Raw genomic sequence first — 20,486 nt, forward strand, 5'->3', positions numbered from 1 at the left:
GGATACACCGGAGCTGGTATCTGTACGAATAACCAGTACTCGCTCGCCATGGCCCTTTTTCCCTGTGACCGCAAATCCTCTCGACGACCCGTTCTATTACCTGAACAACTTCATGCAAGTGCTTGATTGGCTTGAGCATCGTTATGCCGATGTGCTGAGCGTCGAGGAGCAGGCCTTCATCCGCGATTTCAGTCGGCAGCCCCGCGAGTCCCGGGCGCTGCTGGTCAGGATGGTGATGCGCAAGGGACTGCATTTTAGGGCCGGCAAATTGAGTTATGTCGAAATTGGCGACATTGCCAGTGCTGCCGAGCCATTGCTGGCGGCAGGCTGGATCTCTGCGCAATCGCCGCTACAGCTCGAGGAGCTTTTCGACGTTCTGCTCAAGGCCGAGATTCTTCACTGCTTCGGTGCCACCCTCTGTCAACCCAAAGGCAAGAAGACCGAATGGCTGGCGTCCCTGAGCGAGCAGTTCTGCGAGGCGCAAAGCTTCGCGCAATGGTGCCCGCAACTGAGCGACCGACTGTTCACGCTGACCATCATGGACCTGTGCGATCGCCTGCGCCTGATGTTCTTCGGCAATCTGTATCAGGACTGGTCGGAGTTCGTGCTGGCTGACCTGGGCATCTACACCTACGAGAAAGTCGAATTCTGTACAGAATCCCGGGGCCTGCGCAGCCGTGAAGACGTGGACGCCTGCCTGTTCCTGCACCACTGCCAGCAACGTTTCGAGGCCGGTGAAGAGGTGGCGGACATTGTCGAGCAGATCAACGAGGTGCTACTCGACAACCCTTGGCTGCAACGACGCCGGGGCAAGTTGCTGTTCCAGATTGGTCAGCATTGTGAACGCATGACGGATTTCTCCACGGCGCTGTCGATTTACCGCGATTGCGCCTACCCCGGCGCTCGGGTGCGCCTTATCCGTGTGCTGGAGCGTTGTGGCGAATATCAGTTGGCCCTGCACCTGGCCATGCACGCGGAGCAATCGCCGGAAAGCGCCACCGAGCATCAGCATGTGCTGCGTGTGCTGCCCAGGCTGCGGCGCAAACTGGGTGGCCCGGCAATGAAACGGCAATCTCCCCGGGAAATGCTGCGCCTGGACCTTCAGTTGCCCAGGACCGATCCTGCGCTGTCGGTCGAATTTCATGTGCAGGCGCACCTGGCGGAGGATTCGGCCCCGGTGCATTACGTCGAGAACAGTCTGATCAACTCGCTGTTCGGCCTGCTGTGCTGGCCGGCGATCTTTACGCCGTTGCCGGGGGCGTTTTTCCACCCGTTCCAGCGCGGGCCGGTGGACCTGCTCAACGAAGACTTCCATGCACGTCGGGCGGATGAGTTTCAGGCCTGTCTCGCCGAACTCGATGACGGGCGTTATATCCAGACTATCCGTGAACGTTACGTCGCCAAGTGGGGCGTGCAGTCACCGTTTGTGTTCTGGGGCGCGCTGAGCGAAGAACTGCTGGATCAGGCGCTTGACTGCCTGCCCGCCGAACACCTCAAGCACTGGTTCAATCGCCTGTTGCTGGACATCAAGGCCAACCGGGCCGGCATGCCCGACCTGATCCAGTTCTGGCCGCAACGCAAGACCTACCGCATGATCGAGGTCAAAGGTCCCGGCGATCGCCTGCAAGACAACCAATTGCGCTGGCTGGAGTTCTGTCACGAACATCAGATGCCGATCGCCGTCTGCTACGTGCAATGGGCGGAGCAGAGCGCTTGAGCTACAGCATTGCGGTGCGGGCGCTGTGTGAGTTCACGGCCAAGGTCGGCGACCTCGACCTGCGCTTCACGCCGTCGCCCACCGCGCTGGAAGGCATCGTCGGGCACCGCACCGTGGCCTCGCGTCGAAGCGAGGGCTATCAAAGTGAAGTGGCCCTCGAAGGCCTGTACAAAACCTTGAAGGTCAAGGGCAGGGCGGACGGCTACGACCCGGCGCAAAACTGCCTGGAAGAAGTCAAAACCTATCGCGGCGACCTGAGCAAGCAACCGGCCAACCATCGGCAATTGCACTGGGCGCAAGCGAAGGTCTACGGATGGCTGATGTGCCAGAAGCTGGAACTGGCGCAGATCAATCTGGCGCTGGTGTACTTCGACATCGTCAGCGAAAAGGAAACCTGTCTGGTCGAGGCCTTCAGCGCCGGGGAGTTGCAGTCGTTCTTCGAGCATCATTGCGGGCTGTTCCTGCAATGGGCCGAGCAGGAAATGGCCCATCGCGACGCGCGCAATCACGCGGCGCAGCAATTGGCGTTTCCCCATGCCGACTTTCGTCCGGGGCAACGGCACCTGGCGGAATCCGTNTACAAGGCGGTCAGCACCGGCCGTTGCCTGATGGCCCAGGCGCCCACCGGCATCGGCAAGACCGTCGGCACGCTCTTCCCGATGCTCAAGGCCCTGGCGCCGCAGCAGTTGGACAAGGTGTTCTTTCTGACGGCGAAAACGCCGGGGCGCAAACTGGCGCTCGATGCCGCGCACGTCATCCTGGAGAGCGCCGATGCGCCGCCGTTGCGGGTGCTGGAGATGATCGCCCGGGACAAGGCCTGCGAGCACCCGGACAAAGCCTGTCACGGTGAATCCTGCCCTTTGGCCCAGGGCTTTTACGACCGTTTGCCGGCCGCCCGCCAGGCCGCCAGTGAACTCAGCCTGTTGAATCAGGACGCCTTGCGCCAAGTAGCATTGGCGCATGAGGTCTGTCCTTATTACCTGAGCCAGGAAATGGCCCGCTGGGCCGATGTAGTGGTCGCCGACTACAACTACTATTTCGATTTCAGTGCGTTGTTGTTCGGCTTGGCCCAGGCCAATAACTGGACAGTCGCGGTGTTGGTGGATGAGGCGCACAACCTGGTGGAACGCGGCCGGCAGATGTACAGCGCCACGCTCGATCAGTCGACCCTAAACGGGGTACGAAAAACCGCGCCGGACGCCCTGAAAAAACCGTTGCAGCGGGTCAATCGTGAGTGGAATGCCCTGCATAATCTGCAATTGGCGCCGTATCAGGCCTACGACAAGGCACCGGAAAAGCTCCTCCAGGCGCTGTCGTCGTGCAGCGCGAGCATCGGCGATTATCTCAACGATCATCCCCAGGGCCTGGACAGCGCCCTACAGAATTTTTACTTCGACATGCTGCAGTTTTGCCGGGTGGCCGAACTCTTCGATGAACAGTTTCTGTTCGACATCAGCAAGCGTGACCTGGAGCGCAAACACAACCTGTCGCAACTGTGCCTGCGCAACGTGGTGCCGGCCGGTTTCATCCGTCCGCGCCTGACCGCTGCGCGCAGCACCGTGCTGTTTTCCGCGACGCTGAGCCCTCGGCATTATTACGCGGACCTTCTGGGTACGCCGCCGGACACGGTGTGCATCGATGTCGAATCCCCGTTCCATGCCGACCAGTTGAAAGTGCAAATTGTCAGCCAGATATCGACCCGATTCGTCCACCGCCAAGCGTCCCTCGAACCGATTGTCGAACTGATCGCACGGCAATTCAGCCAACGCCCCGGTAACTACCTGGCATTTTTCAGCAGCTTTGATTATTTGCAGCAAGTCGCGCAGTTACTGGCCGAGCGACACCCGCAGATCACTCTGTGGTCGCAGTCCCGGGGCATGGCGGAAGGGCAGCGTCAGGCCTTTCTCGATCAGTTCACGACGCACAGCCAGGGCGTTGGTTTTGCGGTGTTGGGGGGAGCGTTCGGTGAAGGCATCGACTTGCCCGGCGCACGCCTGATCGGTGCATTCATTGCCACCCTGGGGCTGGCGCAACTCAATCCGGTCAACGAACAGATGAAGCATCGAATGGCGGCGATTTTCGGCGCCGGTTATGACTACACCTACTTGTATCCCGGCGTGCAGAAAGTGGTGCAGGCGGCAGGAAGGGTGATCCGTACTCAACAGGATCAAGGGGTGGTGATGTTGATTGATGACCGGTTCGGCGACAGCAAGGTCAAACACTTGCTGCCGCGTTGGTGGTCGGTCGAGCAGGCGCATCTGGCGTCTGGTGTGTAGGATTATTTACCTTTTAAAACAAATACATATCTTGAAAGACACACACATTTGAACAAATGCGGAATCAGCGCTTTATTCAAAGGGCAGGCATCAATTTCAGCCGCTCTTTGATAAGGAAATCAAGGTATGTGCTCCGCACCGAACTACATCTATACCCCTGAGCAGGTCACTGCCGCGTTCAATGTCATAAAAACCACACTGTTTCGCGGTATCACGGCCGAGGAAACGCCGAAGATCCTGGTGGTTGCCGGGCTTCAAGGCTCGGGTAAAACCTTCCTGCTGGAAAACACACTCCTGCCGACCCGGCGTTACGACAAATATGTTCGTCTCTACCTGCCCGAATACCGGCAGAAACATCCTCAATACGCGGAGATGATCAAGCGTGGCGTGCTGCATGCGTATGAACATACCGAAGTTTTCGTCCGAGAGCTCTGCGCCAAAATCTTCACCGAAGCCTTCACACTCAAATACAACATCATCATGGAGTGTGCGTTCGACAGCGTCGATTTCGCGGCATTTCCACCACTGGCGACGGCGGCCGGCTATCAGTTCGAAACCCATATCGTTGGCTGCACGCTGGAGTTCGCCCACGTGTCGAGCATCAAAAGAGCTTTTCAAAGCCTGGAAAACCGCGAGCTGGAAAGGTTTGTCACACGATCGACGCTGGAGAGCTCCATGAGGAATGAGCAAGCGATCATCCTGGCCTTCGAAACCGCCTCGAAGGCGGTCGATCGCTCACAAATCACGGTGTATGAACGCGGGTTCGGGGCGCTGAAAGAACGCGTCTCGCGTGCTCATATCACCTACACCACAACCGCTGGCGTGACGCCCTCTACGACGCCAACGGTGTACAGCGCCTATGACAGCATCATCAATAATCATGTCCACACCCTGAGTGAGCGTGACGAGGTGGTAAAAGAATGCCACCTGGCGTTACTCAAAACCCAGACATACGCCGAGGTTGTCCCTGATTTTGTCTACAACGATCTGTACGCCTGCATCGTCAAATACGTGAACCGATAACCAGGCGAACCCATTCGGCGGCGAAGCGATGACAGTCTCCCGGCCAGCGAGCGGTCAGCAACTGGCCATCGCGGACGACGAAACCTCTTTGTGGCTGGACCGCCGAATCACGCACCGCCAGGAATGGCCCGCGCAGGAAATCCATCGGGCTGGACAGGGCGGCTGTGACTTCCGCTTCGACGGTTTGAGGATAGGTCCGGTAATAACGTCCGAGCCAGGCCGCGGTGATTGCCCAGGCAGGCAGCTCCATGGTGTTGGCTACCAGGGCGGTGACCTTGCGACCCCGCAACACCGAAAGTCCGCTGTCAGGGTCGAGGGTGCGGGCAAGCACCAGCACGCCGTGACAGACCGCTGCCACCGGTTTGTCTGCCTTGAAAAAGTGCAGGGCGATCCGTCGGGCCTGCTCGGAATCCAGCAGGCTGCGCATGCCCTTGGCATGCCCGCCGGGAATCAGCAGCCCTTGGAACTCGCTGGGGTCGACATCGTCATAGGACAGCGGTTGGCGAAATGACGGGGCTTCGATCATCCGGGCGTAGCTGGCAAGGTCGGCCTTGCGCGTCATCAGCAACGGGTTCAACGGGCCAAAACCGATGTCCACCAGGCGCGAATCGGCGTAGGCCGGCAATCCCTCGGGCGACGCAAAGCGCACTTCAATACCGGCCTGGCGCATGGCTTGCCATGGAACGCTGCTCTCTGTGGGATCGTAGTCAGACGTGGGTAACAGAATCAGGATCATCGGGGACGCCTTGAACCCGCCAGGAATGGCGTTTGGCGTCGAGAATAGGCGGTCACAACGTTATGCTCCAGTACATGATTGTTTTCTGGCTCACCAAAGCCACGGTTTGTCGCATACTCCACAAAACAATAATCACGGGTGTGATCGATGAGTGATAACCAGTCCAAAACCAACTCCATCGAGGAAATGCGCTTTCGCCTGCTGATTGATGCCGTGGTGGACTATGCGATCTACATGATTGACCCCGATGGCATCATCTCCAGCTGGAACGCTGGCGCCAAACGTTTCAAGGGGTATGAGGAGGCGGAGATCCTCGGTCAGCATTTTTCGCGTTTTTATACCGAAGAAGATCGCTCTATCGGTCTGCCCCAGCGTGCACTGGACACGGCGATCCGCGAAGGTCGTTTCGAGGGCGAAGGCTGGCGGGTTCGCAAGGACGGCACGCACTTCTGGTGTCATGTGGTGATCGATCCGATTATCGATCCGACCGGCAAGCTGCTGGGCTTCGCCAAGATCACCCGGGACCTCACCGACCGCAAAATGGCCGAAGAGACCCTCAAGCAAAGCGAGCAGCAGTTTCGGCTACTGGTTCAAAGCGTCACTGACTACGCCATCTATATGCTCGCCCCGGACGGACGCCTGACCAACTGGAATCAAGGCGCCCAGCGCATCAAGGGCTACCGGCCCGAAGAGGTCATTGGCCAGCACTTTTCGATCTTCTACACCCCCGAAGACCGTGAAGCCGGGGAACCGCAGCGCGCGTTGGAGACGGCGACACGAGAGGGACGCTTCGAAAACAAGGCCTGGCGCGTGCGCAAGGACGGTACGCGGTTCTTTGCCCATGTCGTGGTCGATCCGATCTGGGGGGAGACGGGCACGTTGCTGGGCTTTGCCAAAATCACCCGGGACATCACCGAGGCCACACAAGCACAGAAGGTTCTGGAGCAAACCCGTGAAGCGTTGTTCCAGGCGCAGAAGATGCAGGCCATCGGTCAACTCAGTGGCGGGATCGCCCACGATTTCAATAATCTTCTGACCGTTATCCTTGGCAACCTGGAAATCGTGCGCAAACGCGTGGGAGACAACCCGAAAGTCACTCGATTGGTGGACAACGCCACCCAAGGTGCCCTGCGTGGTGTGTCCCTGACTCAGCGCATGCTGGCGTTCGCCAGACGTCAGGAACTCAAGTCCGAATCCGTCGAGATTCCTGCGTTGGTGGAAGGGATCAGCGGCCTGTTGCGCAGCTCCCTCGGGCCTTCCGTGCAGCTCGAAACACGCTTTTCCCCCGACCTCGTTCCGGTCATGGCCGATGTCAATCAACTCGAACTGGCCGTGCTGAACCTCGCCACCAATGCCCGGGATGCCATGCCCAACGGCGGCAAAATCGTCATCGGCACCCGGGCAGAAGAAATCCCCGATCAATCAACGTTATTGCTGGAACCCGGCCGCTATGTGTGCCTGAGCGTCGCCGATACGGGAGAGGGCATGGATGAGGCCACCCTGGCCTCGGCCATGGACCCGTTCTTCACCACAAAAGGCGTAGGCAAAGGCACAGGGCTGGGGTTGTCGATGATCCATGGCTTTATCGAACAATTGGGCGGGCGATTCGTTCTCAAGAGCCAGAAAGACATCGGCACGGTCGCCGAATTGTGGATACCCGCTGCCACGACGGCTGCACTCAACCAACCCGCTGCAGCAGAAGTGGAAGCACCGCCAGTGGATCAATTGTGCGTAATGGTGGTGGACGATGACAGCCTGGTGTTGACCAGTACCGGCCTGTTGCTTGAGGACCTCGGACACCGGGTGATCAGTGCGGTGTCCGGTGCACAAGCGCTTGAGCTGTTCGAACACGAGCAGAACATTGACCTGGTCATTACCGACATGGCCATGCCGCAAATGAATGGCGCGCAATTGGCGCAGGCCATTCGGACGTTGAAGCCGGACGTGCCGATCATTCTCGCCACCGGTTATGCCGAGCGCCTTGAAGGCTTCGCGACCGCACTCCCGCGCTTGTCCAAACCGTATACCCAACTCAATCTGGTGGAGGTCATTGCCCAGGCCATGAAGTGACCCGCGTTACGCTCAGCCATTGGCGTTCTTCTTGAAGCCGCGCAAGTTCATTGCACACAGGCAAAACTGCAACACGATCAACGCATAGGCGTGGGTGTGGTAACCCCAGATCACCCACAAGAGGTTGCTGATGATAAAGCAGCTGAAGCCCCACACCCTGCGCGATGAGGTTTGTGAGCCGATCAACCACGCCGCCAGCACCGTGATCAGCATCGCCGGCCATTGCACCCAATCGAGAGCGTCCATCCGCCGTCCTCTAAATCAGCCTGTGTATTTGAAGGACCACGTCGGCGAAGTGGCGTTCGAGCGAGGTGCATTAAATCCGTCTGAACTTTGTCGGGGCAGGTTTCGTCATAACGCTTTCCCAGCCTACATGTCATTCCCGTGCCCAGAATACTGACCGAACCTACCGCCGAAGAAGCCTTGTCCGAACACAACGCCAAGATGTTCGGCTCGCCCAAGGAGCGCCTGGATTTCTATCGTCGGGAAATCCAGTACGAAACCAGCATCCTCGCCAANCGCACCGACGCCTACCTCACCGCGCAGTCGTTCCTGGTCATCGCCTTTGTCTCCGGCATGTCCAACCTCAATCCCGAATGCGGAAAACTCTTCACCCTGGTGGTGCCGCCGTTCCTCGCGCTGTTGGGGCTGCTCAGTTCGTTGAACGCCTGGCCGGGTATTCGTGCGGCCTACGACATCATCGATCATTGGCACTTCAAGCAGAGTGAGCTATTGCGCAGCGAGCCATTGATGGGGCTGGCTTACGATGAATCACCGCTGTTCAGTGAGATGGAATCGTCCCACAAGGGGTACCGCAAATCGCTGCTGTTTTCCGTGCGCACGCCGTGGATCTTCGCGACGTTCTGGGTGTTGCTGGGCAGTTATGCGGTTTTCATCCAGGTGACCAACCCCGGCGGTTGAATCGCAGACTGAAAAGCCCTGCAAACGCCGGGCTTTCTTGCATCAGCATCCAAATCAAGCCGCCAGATTGGACGCGCTCATTTCTTTCTTGTACTGAGCCTTAAGCGTTTCCATCTGCGCACCCAACTCTTCCAGGGTGGCTTTGCCGAGCAGCTTTTTCGCCTGAGGGAACATTTCCGTTTCCTCTTCTTCAATGTGGTGTTCCAGCAGCTCCTTGACCACTTTCACCCGACCCGCGAATTCCGGGGTGGAAGGGTCGGTGACTTTCAGGTCCGGCAGCACCAGAGAATCCACGGTGCGGTGTTCTTCCTTGGCTTCGTAGTACATGACGTCCTGTTCCTTGCCTCCGGCCTTTTTGTACGCTGGGTACAAGACTTCCTCTTCAAGTCGGGTATGGATGGCAATCTCCATTTCAAGTTTGGCCAGCAGCTCGGTGCGTTTTTTGACACCGCGCTCGGTGGACTCGCTCAACTGGGTCAGGATGCCTTTTACGCGTTCATGGTCGGCTTTCAACAGGTCGATGGCGTTCATGGTCGAATCTCTCAAATAGTCACGGGGTGGGCGCAAACGGTCTCATGGCCGTAGGTCGCTCATGGACCTGGAGCATTTGTCGTGCCTACTTTGACGCTTTCGGTAACGCTATATAAAACAACACGTTGAGATCGCTGATGGCGAAGTGAGGTCGTGCAGGCTGCATGAGTCTGGAAATTGACTCATGCAGTTCGCGGCACGAAGTTTTCCGTCGTGAAATGTGAATTTTCGGTGTGTTACCGTCGATCAGATTCGATTTGTGTAGCAGCTCGCGAAGCCAGCTGCTACACAGATTGCATCAGATTCGATTTGTGTAGCAGCTCGCGAAGCCAGCTGCTACACAGATTGCGTTAAGGCTGATAGCAGGGTTTTTCAGGGGCAAGCCCGGTCTTCAAGCTGCTGGCGCAACCTATGGGAGTTGTTCACGGACATCGGGATCGGCGGGAAATCCGCATTGAGCAAGCGCAGATGCTCAATCGCCTCCTGAAACTTCAGATCAGCCTTCCTGCGCATCGCCTGATAGCGGTCAAATCGTTCCAGGTCCATATCGCCGACCTCGAGCATTTCATAGGCACAGCGGCTCAGCGACTGGGCTTCTTCGAACATCTGGCGATTACATTCCAGGGCGAACGCCCGGCAGGCTTTGATTTGATCGGGGGTTGAACAGTGAATCATGACCGGCACCTTAATTTGCTTGAGGTCCCTTTTAAACGGCATCGTTGCCACAGTGGAACCGAACCTGTCGGGTCCCGCCGTGCAGAAAAACAGGCGGAATTAAGGTTGTGACTATCGGGTTGCACAGGGATTTCAAATTTTTAAAAGCGAAAACTCGTTCGATCCACCCGTAAACACGCAGGCAAAAAATCAAATAACCTGTTTCTTACGCCGTTCATAGCGGGCGAGGGTGGGTTGCGTGCTGATGCCGTGGATCAGAATGCTCAAGGCGACCACGGACAAGGTCAGGTCCATACACAGCGCCGACACCGACTGACCCAGCCCGTGATTCAAGGCGTAGAACAAGTAATACAGACTGCCGATGCCACGTATGCCGAACCAGCCGATCAACATTCGTTGGCGCCAATCGAGCAGCCGTCCCCACGGCATCACGGCGACACTCAAAGGGCGAATCAGGCAAAACAACACCCCACCAACCAGCAGAGCGCGCCAGTCCCAGTGAGCGATCAGCACGACGCCGAGCAGTGTCACCAGAAACACTTCCATGGCCCGCTCCACGAGGCTGCCAAAGGCAAGCATGTCTCCCATCATGATGCCGGCGGCGACCTGGGTGTCTTCAAGGTTGTCGGTATCGCCATGCACCGCGTGTTGCGGTTCGACGTTCTGGTGACCGACAACGGGCTGGACCAAATGCTCGGCAGGGAGCTCGTCGTTGCCCGTTGAGTTGACTTCTTCCTGGCGTAACCCCAGGCCCGCGGCGAACACCGACAAAAACCCATAGGCGTGGATAGACTCGGCCCCGACATACGCCAGGGCAATCAAGGCGAGCGCCAGGTAATCGTTCGGAGACAGCGTGCTGTCATCGTTCTTGATCCGCAGCGCCAAGGTCAGGCGGCCGATGCCGCGTCCCATCCAGTAACCCGTCAACAAACCGGCTGGAACCGCCCAGATCAGACTGCGCAGCACCCAGTCGCCCAACCAGCCGGGATTGCCCTCGTGTTGCAGCAGGAGCAAGCCAAGGATCACGAACGGAAACGCGATCCCGTCATTGAGCCCGGCTTCACCGGAAAGGCCGAACCGCACGCTGTCGTCATCCCGCGCGTCGTTGACCTGGACCAGGGCGGCGAGCACCGGATCGGTAGGCGCCAGGATCGATGCGATCAGCACTGACGCGCCCCATGACAATTGCAATGCGTAATGCAGCAACAAGCAGACGCCGACAATGGTCAGCAGCATCACCGGGCCAGCCAGACCGACCGCAATCCGCCAGTTTTTATGCTTGAGCGGCGAGCGCAATTTCAGGCCGCAGACAAACAGCGAAAAGAGCACCGCGACTTCCGTCAGGTGCTCCATCCAGATCGAAGCGTCAGCGGTGTCCAGTTTCAACAGCCCGAATCCTGCCGGCCCGATGACGGCACCCAGCACCAGGCACACCGCCGACGTGGTTACCGGCATCCATCGCAGGTAGGACGACGTCAGCGCCAGGGTCAGGAGTACGGCACCCAATACGGCCACCCATAAAATGAAACTCATGCTCGGTTCTCGCTGGGGGTGGACCGCGTTTGTTGGTCTATTTGGATCAACCGACCGTCGCGCGCAGGTATTCAGGCGTCAGTACGTTGAACCACAGCAGAATCATCTCTACCAGAATAGTCACCAATACCAGAAGCCCGACGCCCCAGAATCGTTTGACGAGAGGTGCGGACATGAGACCTCCTCGAACGGCCCGTGATGCAAGCCGACGAACAGCAAAAACGTCGAATAAGCCGAAGCAGCCATCAACACAATGATTGCCAGCCAGCGACTCGGGTACAGCCCGGCAATCCCTGCCAGGAAAAACGGCGTCGCGGTATACGCCGCAAAACCGATGCATTGATTGATGGTCGGACGCGCGTCGAAGGTGCGCGACATCCAGCGGATGAATCCCCCCATCAACGCCACGCCGGCGATGATGGTGACGTACAGCAGCACGCAAAGTTGCAACGCACTTTGAGTACTGAGTTTGACGGTTTCGTTCTCGGCCAGGCTCCAGCCGACATAGGTGGTGCCGATGAACAGGCAGACGGCGGGGATCAAGGCGAGCAGCAGCAAATGCGCGAGGTAATGGCGCGGATGTGCTTCCTCTACCAGAATAGTCACCAATACCAGAAGCCCGACGCCCCAGAATCGTTTGACGAGAGGTGCGGACATGAGACCTCCTCGAACGGCCCGTGATGGGGGGCCTAAATGTATTGAGGGGGGAGATTTGCCGGGCGTTCATTTTTTCGCGAGTCCACCGAGGGACATGTAGCAGCTGCCGAGCAACGCGAGGCTGCGGGCAAGCCCCCCCTCGCCACAGGGCAGCCGCTACAGGGGAGTGGTCATAACATCGGTTTACCGCCGGTCACGCCATAGCGCTGGCCCGTGATGTAACTGGCTTCGTCCGACGCCAGCAGCACGTAAATCGGCGCCACTTCCACCGGTTGTCCGGGCCGGCCGAGCGGAGTTTGCGCCCCGAAGTTCTGCACCTCTTCATCGGGCATGGTCGAGACAATCAGCGGCGTCCAGATCGGCCCCGGTGCCACGCTGTTCACCCGAATGTTTTTCGGCCCGAGCAACTGCGCCAGGCCGCCGGTGAAGTTGGCGATCGCGCCCTTGGTCGTGGCGTAGGCGAGGAGGGTGGGTTTGGGCATGTCCGAGTTGACCGAACTGGTGTTGATGATCGAACTGCCGGCCTTCATGTGCTTCAGCGCGGCCTGGCAGATCCTGAACATCGCCGTGATGTTCACGTCGAAGGTCATCACCCATTCTTCGTCCGGGATGTCTTCGAAGTTTTCGTGCGTCATCTGGAAGGCCGCGTTGTTGACCAGAATATCAATCCGCCCGAAGCGTTCGACGGTCTTGTCCACCAGGGCCTGGCATTGCGCTTTCTGCGCGATGTCGCCGGGCAGCAGCACGCATTGGCGTCCGGCCTGTTCGACCCAGCGTGCGGTTTCCTGCGCGTCTTCATGTTCATTGAGGTAGGCGATCGCAACGTCGGCCCCTTCACGGGCGAAGGCGATGGCGACCGCACGGCCGATGCCGCTGTCGGCCCCGGTGATCAGGGCGATCTTGCCGTCGAGCCGGCCCGAGCCTTTGTAGCTTTGTTCGCCACAGTCAGGGTACGGGTCCATTTTCTGTTGGGAACCGGGGACGGGCTGGCCTTGTGTGGGGAAGGGTGGTCTTGGATAGTCAGTCATGGCAAATCTCCGATCTCGGGGCACAGGATTCAAAGGGTTGACCCTGGTGTTTTGCCTTGAGTTCGGTTGGATTCAGGTGGGTGCACAAAACCCCGAATCCACGCAAATCCCTTGTAGGAGCGAAGCTTGCTCCTACAGGGGGATTTGTTGTGTTGTCAGGCCTTGAGGTTGNNNATCCCTTGTAGGAGCGAAGCTTGCTCCTACAGGGGGATTTGTTGTGTTGTCAGGCCTTGAGGTTGAGCAAGCTGCGCTCCATGCGCGCCAAACCTTCTTCGAGCAATGCCCGTGGGCAGCCGAAGTTCAGGCGCACGAACTGGCGGTTGTTGTCGCCGAAATCGAGGCCGGGGCTGAGGCCGACCTTGGCCTGGTCGAGGAAGAACTGTTGCGGATTGTCCAGCCCCAGCGCCGAGCAATCGAGCCATGCCAGATACGTCCCCTGCGGGATGTTCATCGTGACACCCGGCAAGCGCGTGCGAACCGCTTCCACCAGATAATCCCGATTACCTTGCAGGTACGCCTTTAACCCGGCCAGCCATGGGCCGCCTTCGCTGTAGGCCACACGCGTCGCTTCCATGCCCAGCGGGTTGACGCTGTCGACCATGCCGCAACGGGCATGATTGACCCGCGCACGCACCGCCGAGTCTTGAATAATCATGAAGGAAGTTTTCAGACCCGCGATGTTGTAAGCCTTGCTCGCCGACATCAGGGTGATGGTGCGCTTGGCGATCTGCGGGCTGAGCGACGCCGTTGGAATGTGCACGCGGCCGTCAAAGCACAGCTCAGCGTGGATTTCGTCGGAGATGATCCACGCGTTGTGTTCCAGGCAAATGTCGGCCAGCGCTTGCAGTTCTTCCCGTGGGAAAACCTTGCCCAACGGGTTATGCGGATTGCTCAGCAACAGCGCGCCGCCGCCGGTCAGCGCCTGGCTCAAGGCTGTGAGCGGCGTGTCATACGTGCCGTCAGCCAACGCGTCGAACTCCAGCTCAACCTTGTTCAAGCCCCAATGACCTGGCGCATGACGCAGCGGCGGGTAGTTCGGCACCTGAACCACGACGTTCTGTTGCGGCTCGACCAGCGCTTTCAGCGCCATGTTGAAACCCGACTCCACGCCCGGCAGGAAGATCAGTTCCTCCGGCAATACGCGCCAGGCGTATTTGTTCCAGAGGTCGGCCACGATGGCGGCGCGCAGATCATCCTGAGGCACGCTGTAGCCGACCATCGGGTGTTCCAGGCGTTTACGCAGGGCTTCAAGGATGACCGGCGGTGCGGCGAAGTCCATGTCGGCAACCCACATCGGCAACACGTCGGCCGGGTAGCGGCTCCACTTGGTACTGCCGGTGTCGTGGCGGTCGAACACCTGATCAAAATCGAAGGTCATGCTCAGTCTCATAAAGGCCGGTTGAATATGGCGCCCATGATAATCGCCAAGCCTTGCGGGAGCGAGACGGTAATAGTCCGACCACCACAAATCCCTGTGGGAGCGGGCTTGCCCGCGATGGCGGCGGGTCCGTCAACATTGATGCCGGCTGTGCCGACGCTATCGCGGGCAAGCCCGCTCCCACAGGTTCCGTGTGATGTCCAATACGCCGGCACTGCCCGATGGTCGGTTTTCAGGCAGTCAGTTCTCCCATTGTCTAGAGTTTCAGGTGTCGGTAGCCACGCTGCCGCCACCGTGATCGTCCAGAAAAACCCGGCAAAAGTACCGGGTCTCCACCTGATCAGGAGTGCACGATGGACCTCAACCGTCGTCAGTTCTTCAAGGTCGCCGGTATCGGCCTTGCGGGCTCGAGCCTCGGCGCGCTGGGCATGCTCCCTGCGCCTGCCTTCGCCGAGCAGGTACGCCATTTCAAACTCGCCCACACCCATGAAACCCGCAACACCTGCCCGTATTGTTCGGTCGGCTGCGGGTTGATCATGTACAGTCAGGGTGATACCGCCAAGAACGTCGCGCAAAGCATTATTCACATCGAAGGCGATGCCGACCACCCGGTGAACCGCGGCACCCTGTGCCCCAAAGGCGCGGGCCTGCTGGACTTCATTCACAGCCCCGGGCGCCTGCAATACCCGCAGGTGCGCAAGCCCGGCAGCACCGAATGGACGCGCATCTCCTGGGATGAAGCGCTGGACCGCGTCGCCGACCTGATGAAGGCCGACCGCGATGCCAACTTCATCGAGAAGAATGAAAAGGGCCAAACGGTGAACCGCTGGCTGACCACCGGTTTCCTCGCGGCCTCGGCGGCGTCCAATGAAGCGGGTTACATCACCCACAAGGTCGTTCGCAGTCTCGGCATGCTGGGGTTTGATAACCAGGCGCGTGTCTGACACGGCCCGACGGTGGCAAGTCTTGCCCCGACGTACGGCCGTGGTGCCATGACCAATCACTGGACCGATATCGCCAACGCGAATCTGATCCTGGTGATGGGCGGCAACGCAGCAGAGGCGCACCCGTGCGGTTTCAAATGGGTGACCGAAGCCAAGGCGCACAACAAGGCGCGGCTGATCGTGGTCGATCCGCGTTTTACCCGGACCGCCTCGGTGGCCGACTATTACGCGCCGATTCGCACCGGCACCGACATCGCCTTCATGGGCGGGCTGATCAATTACTTGCTGACCGAGGACAAGATCCAGCACGAATACGTGCGCAACTACACAGACGTGTCGTTTATCGTCAAAGCGGGGTATGGCTTCGAGGACGGCATCTTCAGCGGTTACGACGCCGCCAAACGGGCGTATACCGACAAATCCGGCTGGGGCTACGAGTTGGGCGAGGACGGTTTCGTCAAAACCGACCCGAGCCTGCAAGACCCGCACTGCGTCTACCAGTTAATGAAGCAGCATTACAGCCGCTACAACATCGAACTGGCCAGCCAGATTTGCGGCATGCCGGTCGATGCCATGCAGAAGATCTGGGAAGAAATCGCCACGTGCTCGCAACCGGGCAAGACCATGACGATTCTCTACGCGCTGGGCTGGACGCAGCACTCGATCGGCTCGCAAATCATCCGCAGCGCGGCGATGGTGCAACTGCTGTTGGGCAACGTCGGCATGCCGGGCGGGGGCGTCAATGCCTTGCGCGGGCACTCCAACATCCAGGGCCTGACTGACCTCGGCTTGCTGTCCAACTCGCTGCCGGGCTACCTGACCCTGCCGGGCGACGCCGAGCAGGATTACACCGCCTACATCACCAAGCGCACGCAAATGCCGCTGCGTCCCGGGCAGCTGTCCTACTGGCAGAACTACAGCAAATTCCACGTCAGCCTGATGAAAGCCTGGTACCGCGACAACGCCACGCTCGAGAACAACTGGGCTTACGATTATTTGCCGAAACTGGACATTCCCAACTACGACATCCTCAAAGTGTTCGACCTGATGGGCCAGGGCAAGGTTAACGGTTACCTGTGCCAGGGCTTCAACCCCATCGCGGCGCTCCCCGACAAAAACCGCGTGATGGCGGCACTGGCGAAATTGAAATGGCTGGTGGTGATGGACCCGCTGTCCACCGAAACCTCGGAGTTCTGGCGCCATGTCGGGCCGTACAACGATGTGGATACCGCCGGTATCCAGACCGAAGTCATTCGCCTGCCCACCACCTGTTTCGCCGAGGAAGACGGTTCGCTGGTCAACAGCAGCCGCTGGCTGCAGTGGCACTGGAAAGGCGCCGACGGACCGGGTGAAGCGCGCACCGACGTGCAAATCATGAGCGAGCTGTTCCTGCGCCTGCGCCAGCGCTATCAAGCCAAGGGCGGGGCTTATCCCGACCCGATCCTCAAACTGTCCTGGCCGTACAAGATCGCCGACGAACCCTCGCCGGAAGAACTGGCGCGGGAAATCAACGGCTATGCCATTGCCGATTTTACCGACGCCACTGGCGCGACGATCAAGGGCAATGCGCAACTCGCCGGTTTTGGCCAACTCAAGGACGATGGCAGTACGGCCTCCGGCTGCTGGATTTTCTGCGGCAGCTGGACCGAGACGGGCAATCAAATGGCCCGGCGCGACAACAGCGACCCCTACGGCATGCATCAACATCAGGGCTGGGCCTGGGCCTGGCCGGCCAACCGGCGGATTCTTTACAACCGTGCTTCGGCCGACCCGCAAGGCAAGCCTTGGGATGAGAAAAAGCGCCTTGTATGGTGGAACGGTAAAGCCTGGGGCGGCACCGATGTGCCGGACTTCAAGGCCGACTCGCCGCCGGAAGCCGGGATGAACCCGTTCATCATGAACCCCGAAGGCATCGCGCGGTTCTTCGCCGTCGACAAGATGAACGAGGGCCCATTCCCCGAGCACTACGAGCCGTTCGAGACCCCGATCGGCATCAACCCGCTGCACCCGGAAAACAAAAAAGCCACCAGCAACCCGGCGGCACGGATCTTCGATTCGGTGTGGGATTCCCTCGGCGTGGCCAAAGACTATCCGTATGCGGCGACAAGCTACCGGCTGACCGAGCATTTCCACTTCTGGAGCAAGCATTGCAAGCTCAACGCAATTGCCCAACCCGAGCAATTCGTCGAGATCGGTGAAGTGCTGGCCAAGGAGAAAGGCATTGTCGCCGGCGACCGGGTCCGCGTCAGTTCCAAGCGCGGGCACATCGAAGCGGTGGCGGTGGTGACCAAGCGGATTCGTCCGCTGCAGGTCAACAATCAGGTGGTGCACCAGATCGGCATCCCGTTGCACTGGGGCTTTACCGGCCTCACGCGCCACGGTTACCTGACCAACACCCTGGTGCCGTTCCTCGGCGATGGCAACACACAGACCCCGGAATCCAAGTCATTCCTGGTCAACGTGGAGAAAGTCTAAATGGCCAGCCAAGACATCATTGCCCGTTCGGCCACCACCACCGTGCCGTCCTCGGTGCGCAACCAGGAGGAAGTGGCCAAGCTGATCGACACCACCAAGTGCATCGGTTGCAAGGCCTGCCAGGTCGCCTGCTCGGAATGGAACGAGTTGCGCGACGACGTCGGCCACAACCTCGGCACCTACGACAACCCTCAAGACCTCAGCGCAGACACCTGGACCCTGATGCGCTTCACCGAGCATGAAACCGATGCCGGCAACCTGGAATGGCTGATCCGCAAGGACGGCTGCATGCACTGCGCCGAGCCCGGTTGCCTGGCAGCGTGCCCAAGCCCAGGGGCGATCATCAAGCACGCCAATGGCATCGTCGATTTCGATCAGGACCATTGCATCGGTTGCGGCTATTGCATCACCGGGTGCCCGTTCAACATTCCGCGGATCTCGCAAAAGGATCACAAGGCCTATAAATGCACCTTGTGTTCGGACCGGGTGGAAGTGGGGCTGGAACCGGCCTGCGTGAAAACCTGCCCGACCGGGGCCATTGTGTTCGGCAGCAAGGAAGACATGAAGGAACACGCCGCCGAACGCATCGTCGACCTGAAAAGCCGTGGCTTCGATCACGCCGGCCTGTACGACCCCGACGGCGTGGGCGGTACGCACGTCATGTATGTGCTGCATCACGCGGACACGCCGACGCTCTACGCCGGTTTGCCGGGCAGCCCGACAATCAGCCCGCTGGTGGAACTGTGGAAGGGCGTGAGCAAGCCCTTGGGATTGTTGGCCATGGGTCTGGCGGTGCTGGCCGGGTTCTTCCATTACGTACGCGTCGGACCGCAGTTGGTCGAGGAGGATGAATTGCCGCCGCTCAAGGATCCGGCCGTGCATGAAGTCGATCCGTCGGTGCACACCTTTGATCCGCGCGGGGAGGACAGACCATGATCCGCAGACAGATCCTGCGCTACACCGCGAACCAGCGCACCAATCACTGGCTGGTGGCGATCCTGTTTTTCATGGCCGCCCTGTCTGGCTTGGCGCTGTTTCATCCGGCGCTGTTCTGGCTCAGCCACCTGTTCGGCGGCGGGCCGTGGACGCGCATCCTGCACCCGTTCATGGGCGTGGTGATGTTTGTTTTGTTCCTCGGCCTGGTCATCCAGTTCTTTCGGGCGAATTTCTTTATCAGCAATGATCGGTTGTGGCTCCGGCGCGTTGGGCGGGTGATCCGCAATGAGGAGGAGGGCGTGCCACCGATCGGCAAGTACAACCCGGGGCAGAAGCTGCTGTTCTGGACCTTGTTGTTGTGCATGCTGGTGTTGCTGTTCAGCGGTCTGGTGATCTGGCGTGCGTATTTCAGCGCGTACTTCGGCATCACCTCGATTCGCTGGGCGATGCTGCTGCATGCCTTGGCCGGTTTTGTGCTGGTGTTGAGCATCATCGTTCACATCTATGCCGGCCTCTGGATCAAGGGTTCGGTCAGCGCCATGGTGCATGGCTGGGTCAGCCGCGCCTGGGCGAAGAAGCACCATGAACTCTGGTTTCGGGAAGTGACCCGGGACGAAAACCCTGATCACCCGATCCGCAAAAAAGGATGACCCCTTGGCGACCATTCTTGAGCCTGGAGAGATCGAAGCGGCGGCGGGTTCACCGCCGTTCCTGCACCTGCCACCGAACAACCTGTTCGCGTTGCGGGCGCTGCGCCTGGAAAAACTGGCGGACGGGCACCCACTGGTCGATTACCTGAAACTGGTGGTCGACCTGTGCCGCGTTCAGCAACACCTGTTGGACGATCCGCCTGAAACGGCCCCGCTCGATCCCGAGCGCCTGCGAATGTGCCAGCAACACGGTTTGCCACCGTTCGCCGCCGACAGCCTGGTGCGCGAGGACGCCTGGTTGCCGTATCTCGATGCGGTGTTGCAGCGGTACTCGCCACCGCCAGACTCGGCCGTCGACAAAGCGGTCGCGACCTTGCGCAATGCCAATAGCGGGCAACGCAAAGCCTGGGCGATCGCCTTGGTCAGCGGCCAGTATTCGATGCTGCCGGCAGCGCTGGTGCCGTTTCTCGGCGCGGCGTTGCAAGCCGCCTTCAGTCACTGGCTGCTGAACACCCCGGACCTTGCGCTGAAACCTGGCGACAGCCTCAACCAATGCCCGGCCTGTGGTTCACCGGCCATGGCCGGGGTCATTCGCCATCGCGGCAAACACAACGGATTGCGTTATCTGGTGTGTTCGTTGTGCGCCTGCGAATGGCATGTGGTGCGGGTCAAATGCGTGTATTGCGAACAAAGCAAAGGCCTGGAATACGTCAGCCTCGATGACGACCGCCATGCCGCCAATCAGGCGCCGTTGCGCGCCGAAACCTGCCCCGGCTGCCACAGCTACCTGAAACTGCTGTACCTGGAAAACGACGCCGAGGCCGAAGCGCTCTCGACCGACCTGACCAGCCTGATGCTGGACATGCGTCTGGAACAGGAAGGTTACTTGCGCCCGGCACCGAATCTTCTGCTCGCTCCGGGAGGCGATTAAGCACA

Annotated in this window: 16 protein-coding genes and 1 pseudogene; 9 read left to right on the top strand and 8 right to left on the bottom strand. The window is 59.5% G+C overall.

What is annotated here, in order from left to right:
* Positions 1-64 precede the first annotated feature (64 nt).
* From B7L09_RS01395 to B7L09_RS01405, 3 genes are all read left to right on the top strand, one after another.
* Positions 65-1,717 carry a VRR-NUC domain-containing protein gene (locus B7L09_RS01395; protein WP_094467441.1) on the top strand — a complete coding sequence of 551 codons (1,653 nt, stop codon included), beginning with the start codon at positions 65-67 and terminating at the stop codon, positions 1,715-1,717.
* Complete coding sequence (locus tag B7L09_RS01400) at positions 1,714-3,993, top strand: ATP-dependent DNA helicase (RefSeq protein ID WP_094467464.1); 2,280 nt, start codon at positions 1,714-1,716, stop codon at positions 3,991-3,993. The genes B7L09_RS01395 and B7L09_RS01400 overlap by 4 nt, the downstream gene beginning before the upstream one ends.
* A 126-nt stretch (positions 3,994-4,119) precedes the next feature.
* Entirely contained in the window at positions 4,120-5,016 is an 897-nt protein-coding gene (locus B7L09_RS01405) for a zeta toxin family protein (protein WP_094467442.1), read from the top strand.
* Here B7L09_RS01405 and B7L09_RS01410 read toward each other — a convergent pair.
* On the bottom strand, positions 4,997-5,752 hold the full coding sequence (locus B7L09_RS01410) for a DJ-1/PfpI family protein (RefSeq protein WP_094467443.1): 756 nt from the start codon (positions 5,750-5,752) through the stop codon (positions 4,997-4,999). The two genes, B7L09_RS01405 and B7L09_RS01410, sit on opposite strands and share 20 nt — an antisense overlap.
* Before the next feature lie 147 nt (positions 5,753-5,899).
* On the opposite strand from B7L09_RS01410, the gene B7L09_RS01415 reads away from it, so the two are divergent.
* Positions 5,900-7,822, top strand: coding sequence for a hybrid sensor histidine kinase/response regulator (locus tag B7L09_RS01415; protein ID WP_094467444.1), 1,923 nt, complete (start codon positions 5,900-5,902; stop codon positions 7,820-7,822).
* Between the two features lie 12 nt (positions 7,823-7,834).
* On the opposite strand, the gene B7L09_RS01420 is transcribed toward B7L09_RS01415, so the two are convergent.
* Positions 7,835-8,068, bottom strand: a complete 234-nt coding sequence (locus B7L09_RS01420; RefSeq protein WP_094467445.1) for a hypothetical protein — start codon at positions 8,066-8,068, stop codon at positions 7,835-7,837.
* Positions 8,069-8,206: 138 nt separating this feature from the next.
* On the opposite strand from B7L09_RS01420, the gene B7L09_RS01425 reads away from it, so the two are divergent.
* Positions 8,207-8,743 carry a hypothetical protein gene (locus B7L09_RS01425; RefSeq protein ID WP_094467446.1) on the top strand — a complete coding sequence of 179 codons (537 nt, stop codon included), beginning with the start codon at positions 8,207-8,209 and terminating at the stop codon, positions 8,741-8,743.
* A 54-nt stretch (positions 8,744-8,797) separates the two neighbouring features.
* Here the strand turns inward: B7L09_RS01425 and B7L09_RS01430 are convergent, their stop codons facing one another.
* From B7L09_RS01430 to B7L09_RS01455, 6 genes and pseudogenes are all read right to left on the bottom strand, one after another.
* Positions 8,798-9,274, bottom strand: a complete 477-nt coding sequence (locus B7L09_RS01430; RefSeq protein WP_094467447.1) for a PA2171 family ribosome-binding persister protein — start codon at positions 9,272-9,274, stop codon at positions 8,798-8,800.
* Positions 9,275-9,646: 372 nt separating this feature from the next.
* On the bottom strand, positions 9,647-9,949 hold the full coding sequence (locus B7L09_RS01435) for a hypothetical protein (protein ID WP_094467465.1): 303 nt from the start codon (positions 9,947-9,949) through the stop codon (positions 9,647-9,649).
* A 189-nt stretch (positions 9,950-10,138) separates the two neighbouring features.
* Positions 10,139-11,482 carry a cation:proton antiporter gene (locus B7L09_RS01440; protein ID WP_094467448.1) on the bottom strand — a complete coding sequence of 448 codons (1,344 nt, stop codon included), beginning with the start codon at positions 11,480-11,482 and terminating at the stop codon, positions 10,139-10,141.
* 46 nt (positions 11,483-11,528) lie between these two features.
* Positions 11,529-12,139 (bottom strand): annotated as a pseudogene (locus tag B7L09_RS01445) (Yip1 family protein).
* 170 nt (positions 12,140-12,309) lie between these two features.
* Positions 12,310-13,167 (bottom strand): SDR family oxidoreductase, encoded by an 858-nt coding sequence (locus B7L09_RS01450; protein ID WP_094467449.1) that lies wholly within the window; start codon positions 13,165-13,167, stop codon positions 12,310-12,312.
* 223 nt (positions 13,168-13,390) lie between these two features.
* Positions 13,391-14,545, bottom strand: a complete 1,155-nt coding sequence (locus B7L09_RS01455; RefSeq protein WP_094467450.1) for a MalY/PatB family protein — start codon at positions 14,543-14,545, stop codon at positions 13,391-13,393.
* Positions 14,546-14,898: 353 nt separating this feature from the next.
* On the opposite strand from B7L09_RS01455, the gene fdnG reads away from it, so the two are divergent.
* The 4 genes from fdnG to fdhE are packed head-to-tail and all read left to right on the top strand — an operon-like array spanning position 14,899 to position 20,481.
* Positions 14,899-17,964, top strand: coding sequence for a formate dehydrogenase-N subunit alpha (gene fdnG / locus B7L09_RS01465; protein ID WP_141213415.1), 3,066 nt, complete (start codon positions 14,899-14,901; stop codon positions 17,962-17,964).
* Positions 17,965-18,900: a formate dehydrogenase subunit beta gene (gene fdxH, locus B7L09_RS01470; protein WP_094467453.1), complete on the top strand. Its 936-nt coding sequence runs from the start codon at positions 17,965-17,967 to the stop codon at positions 18,898-18,900.
* Positions 18,897-19,550 (top strand): formate dehydrogenase subunit gamma, encoded by a 654-nt coding sequence (locus B7L09_RS01475; protein ID WP_094467454.1) that lies wholly within the window; start codon positions 18,897-18,899, stop codon positions 19,548-19,550. The genes fdxH and B7L09_RS01475 overlap by 4 nt, the downstream gene beginning before the upstream one ends.
* Positions 19,551-19,554: 4 nt before the next feature.
* A complete protein-coding gene (gene fdhE, locus B7L09_RS01480) occupies positions 19,555-20,481 on the top strand; it encodes a formate dehydrogenase accessory protein FdhE (RefSeq protein ID WP_094467455.1) in 927 nt (308 codons plus the stop codon).
* Positions 20,482-20,486 lie beyond the last annotated feature (5 nt).

It is taken from the genome of Pseudomonas mandelii (genome assembly GCF_002251635.1).
GTDB lineage: Bacteria > Pseudomonadota > Gammaproteobacteria > Pseudomonadales > Pseudomonadaceae > Aquipseudomonas > Aquipseudomonas mandelii_B.

Coding starts and splice junctions, on each gene's coding strand:
- B7L09_RS01440 (WP_094467448.1), bottom strand. CDS start 11,482: ATGAGTTTCATTTTATGGGTGGCCGTATTGGGTGCCGTACTCCTGACC.
- B7L09_RS01455 (WP_094467450.1), bottom strand. CDS start 14,545: ATGACCTTCGATTTTGATCAGGTGTTCGACCGCCACGACACCGGCAGT.
- B7L09_RS01450 (WP_094467449.1), bottom strand. CDS start 13,167: ATGACTGACTATCCAAGACCACCCTTCCCCACACAAGGCCAGCCCGTC.
- B7L09_RS01435 (WP_094467465.1), bottom strand. CDS start 9,949: ATGATTCACTGTTCAACCCCCGATCAAATCAAAGCCTGCCGGGCGTTC.
- fdxH (WP_094467453.1), top strand. CDS start 17,965: ATGGCCAGCCAAGACATCATTGCCCGTTCGGCCACCACCACCGTGCCG.
- B7L09_RS01415 (WP_094467444.1), top strand. CDS start 5,900: ATGAGTGATAACCAGTCCAAAACCAACTCCATCGAGGAAATGCGCTTT.
- B7L09_RS01420 (WP_094467445.1), bottom strand. CDS start 8,068: ATGGACGCTCTCGATTGGGTGCAATGGCCGGCGATGCTGATCACGGTG.
- B7L09_RS01430 (WP_094467447.1), bottom strand. CDS start 9,274: ATGAACGCCATCGACCTGTTGAAAGCCGACCATGAACGCGTAAAAGGC.
- B7L09_RS01405 (WP_094467442.1), top strand. CDS start 4,120: ATGTGCTCCGCACCGAACTACATCTATACCCCTGAGCAGGTCACTGCC.
- B7L09_RS01410 (WP_094467443.1), bottom strand. CDS start 5,752: ATGATCCTGATTCTGTTACCCACGTCTGACTACGATCCCACAGAGAGC.
- B7L09_RS01475 (WP_094467454.1), top strand. CDS start 18,897: ATGATCCGCAGACAGATCCTGCGCTACACCGCGAACCAGCGCACCAAT.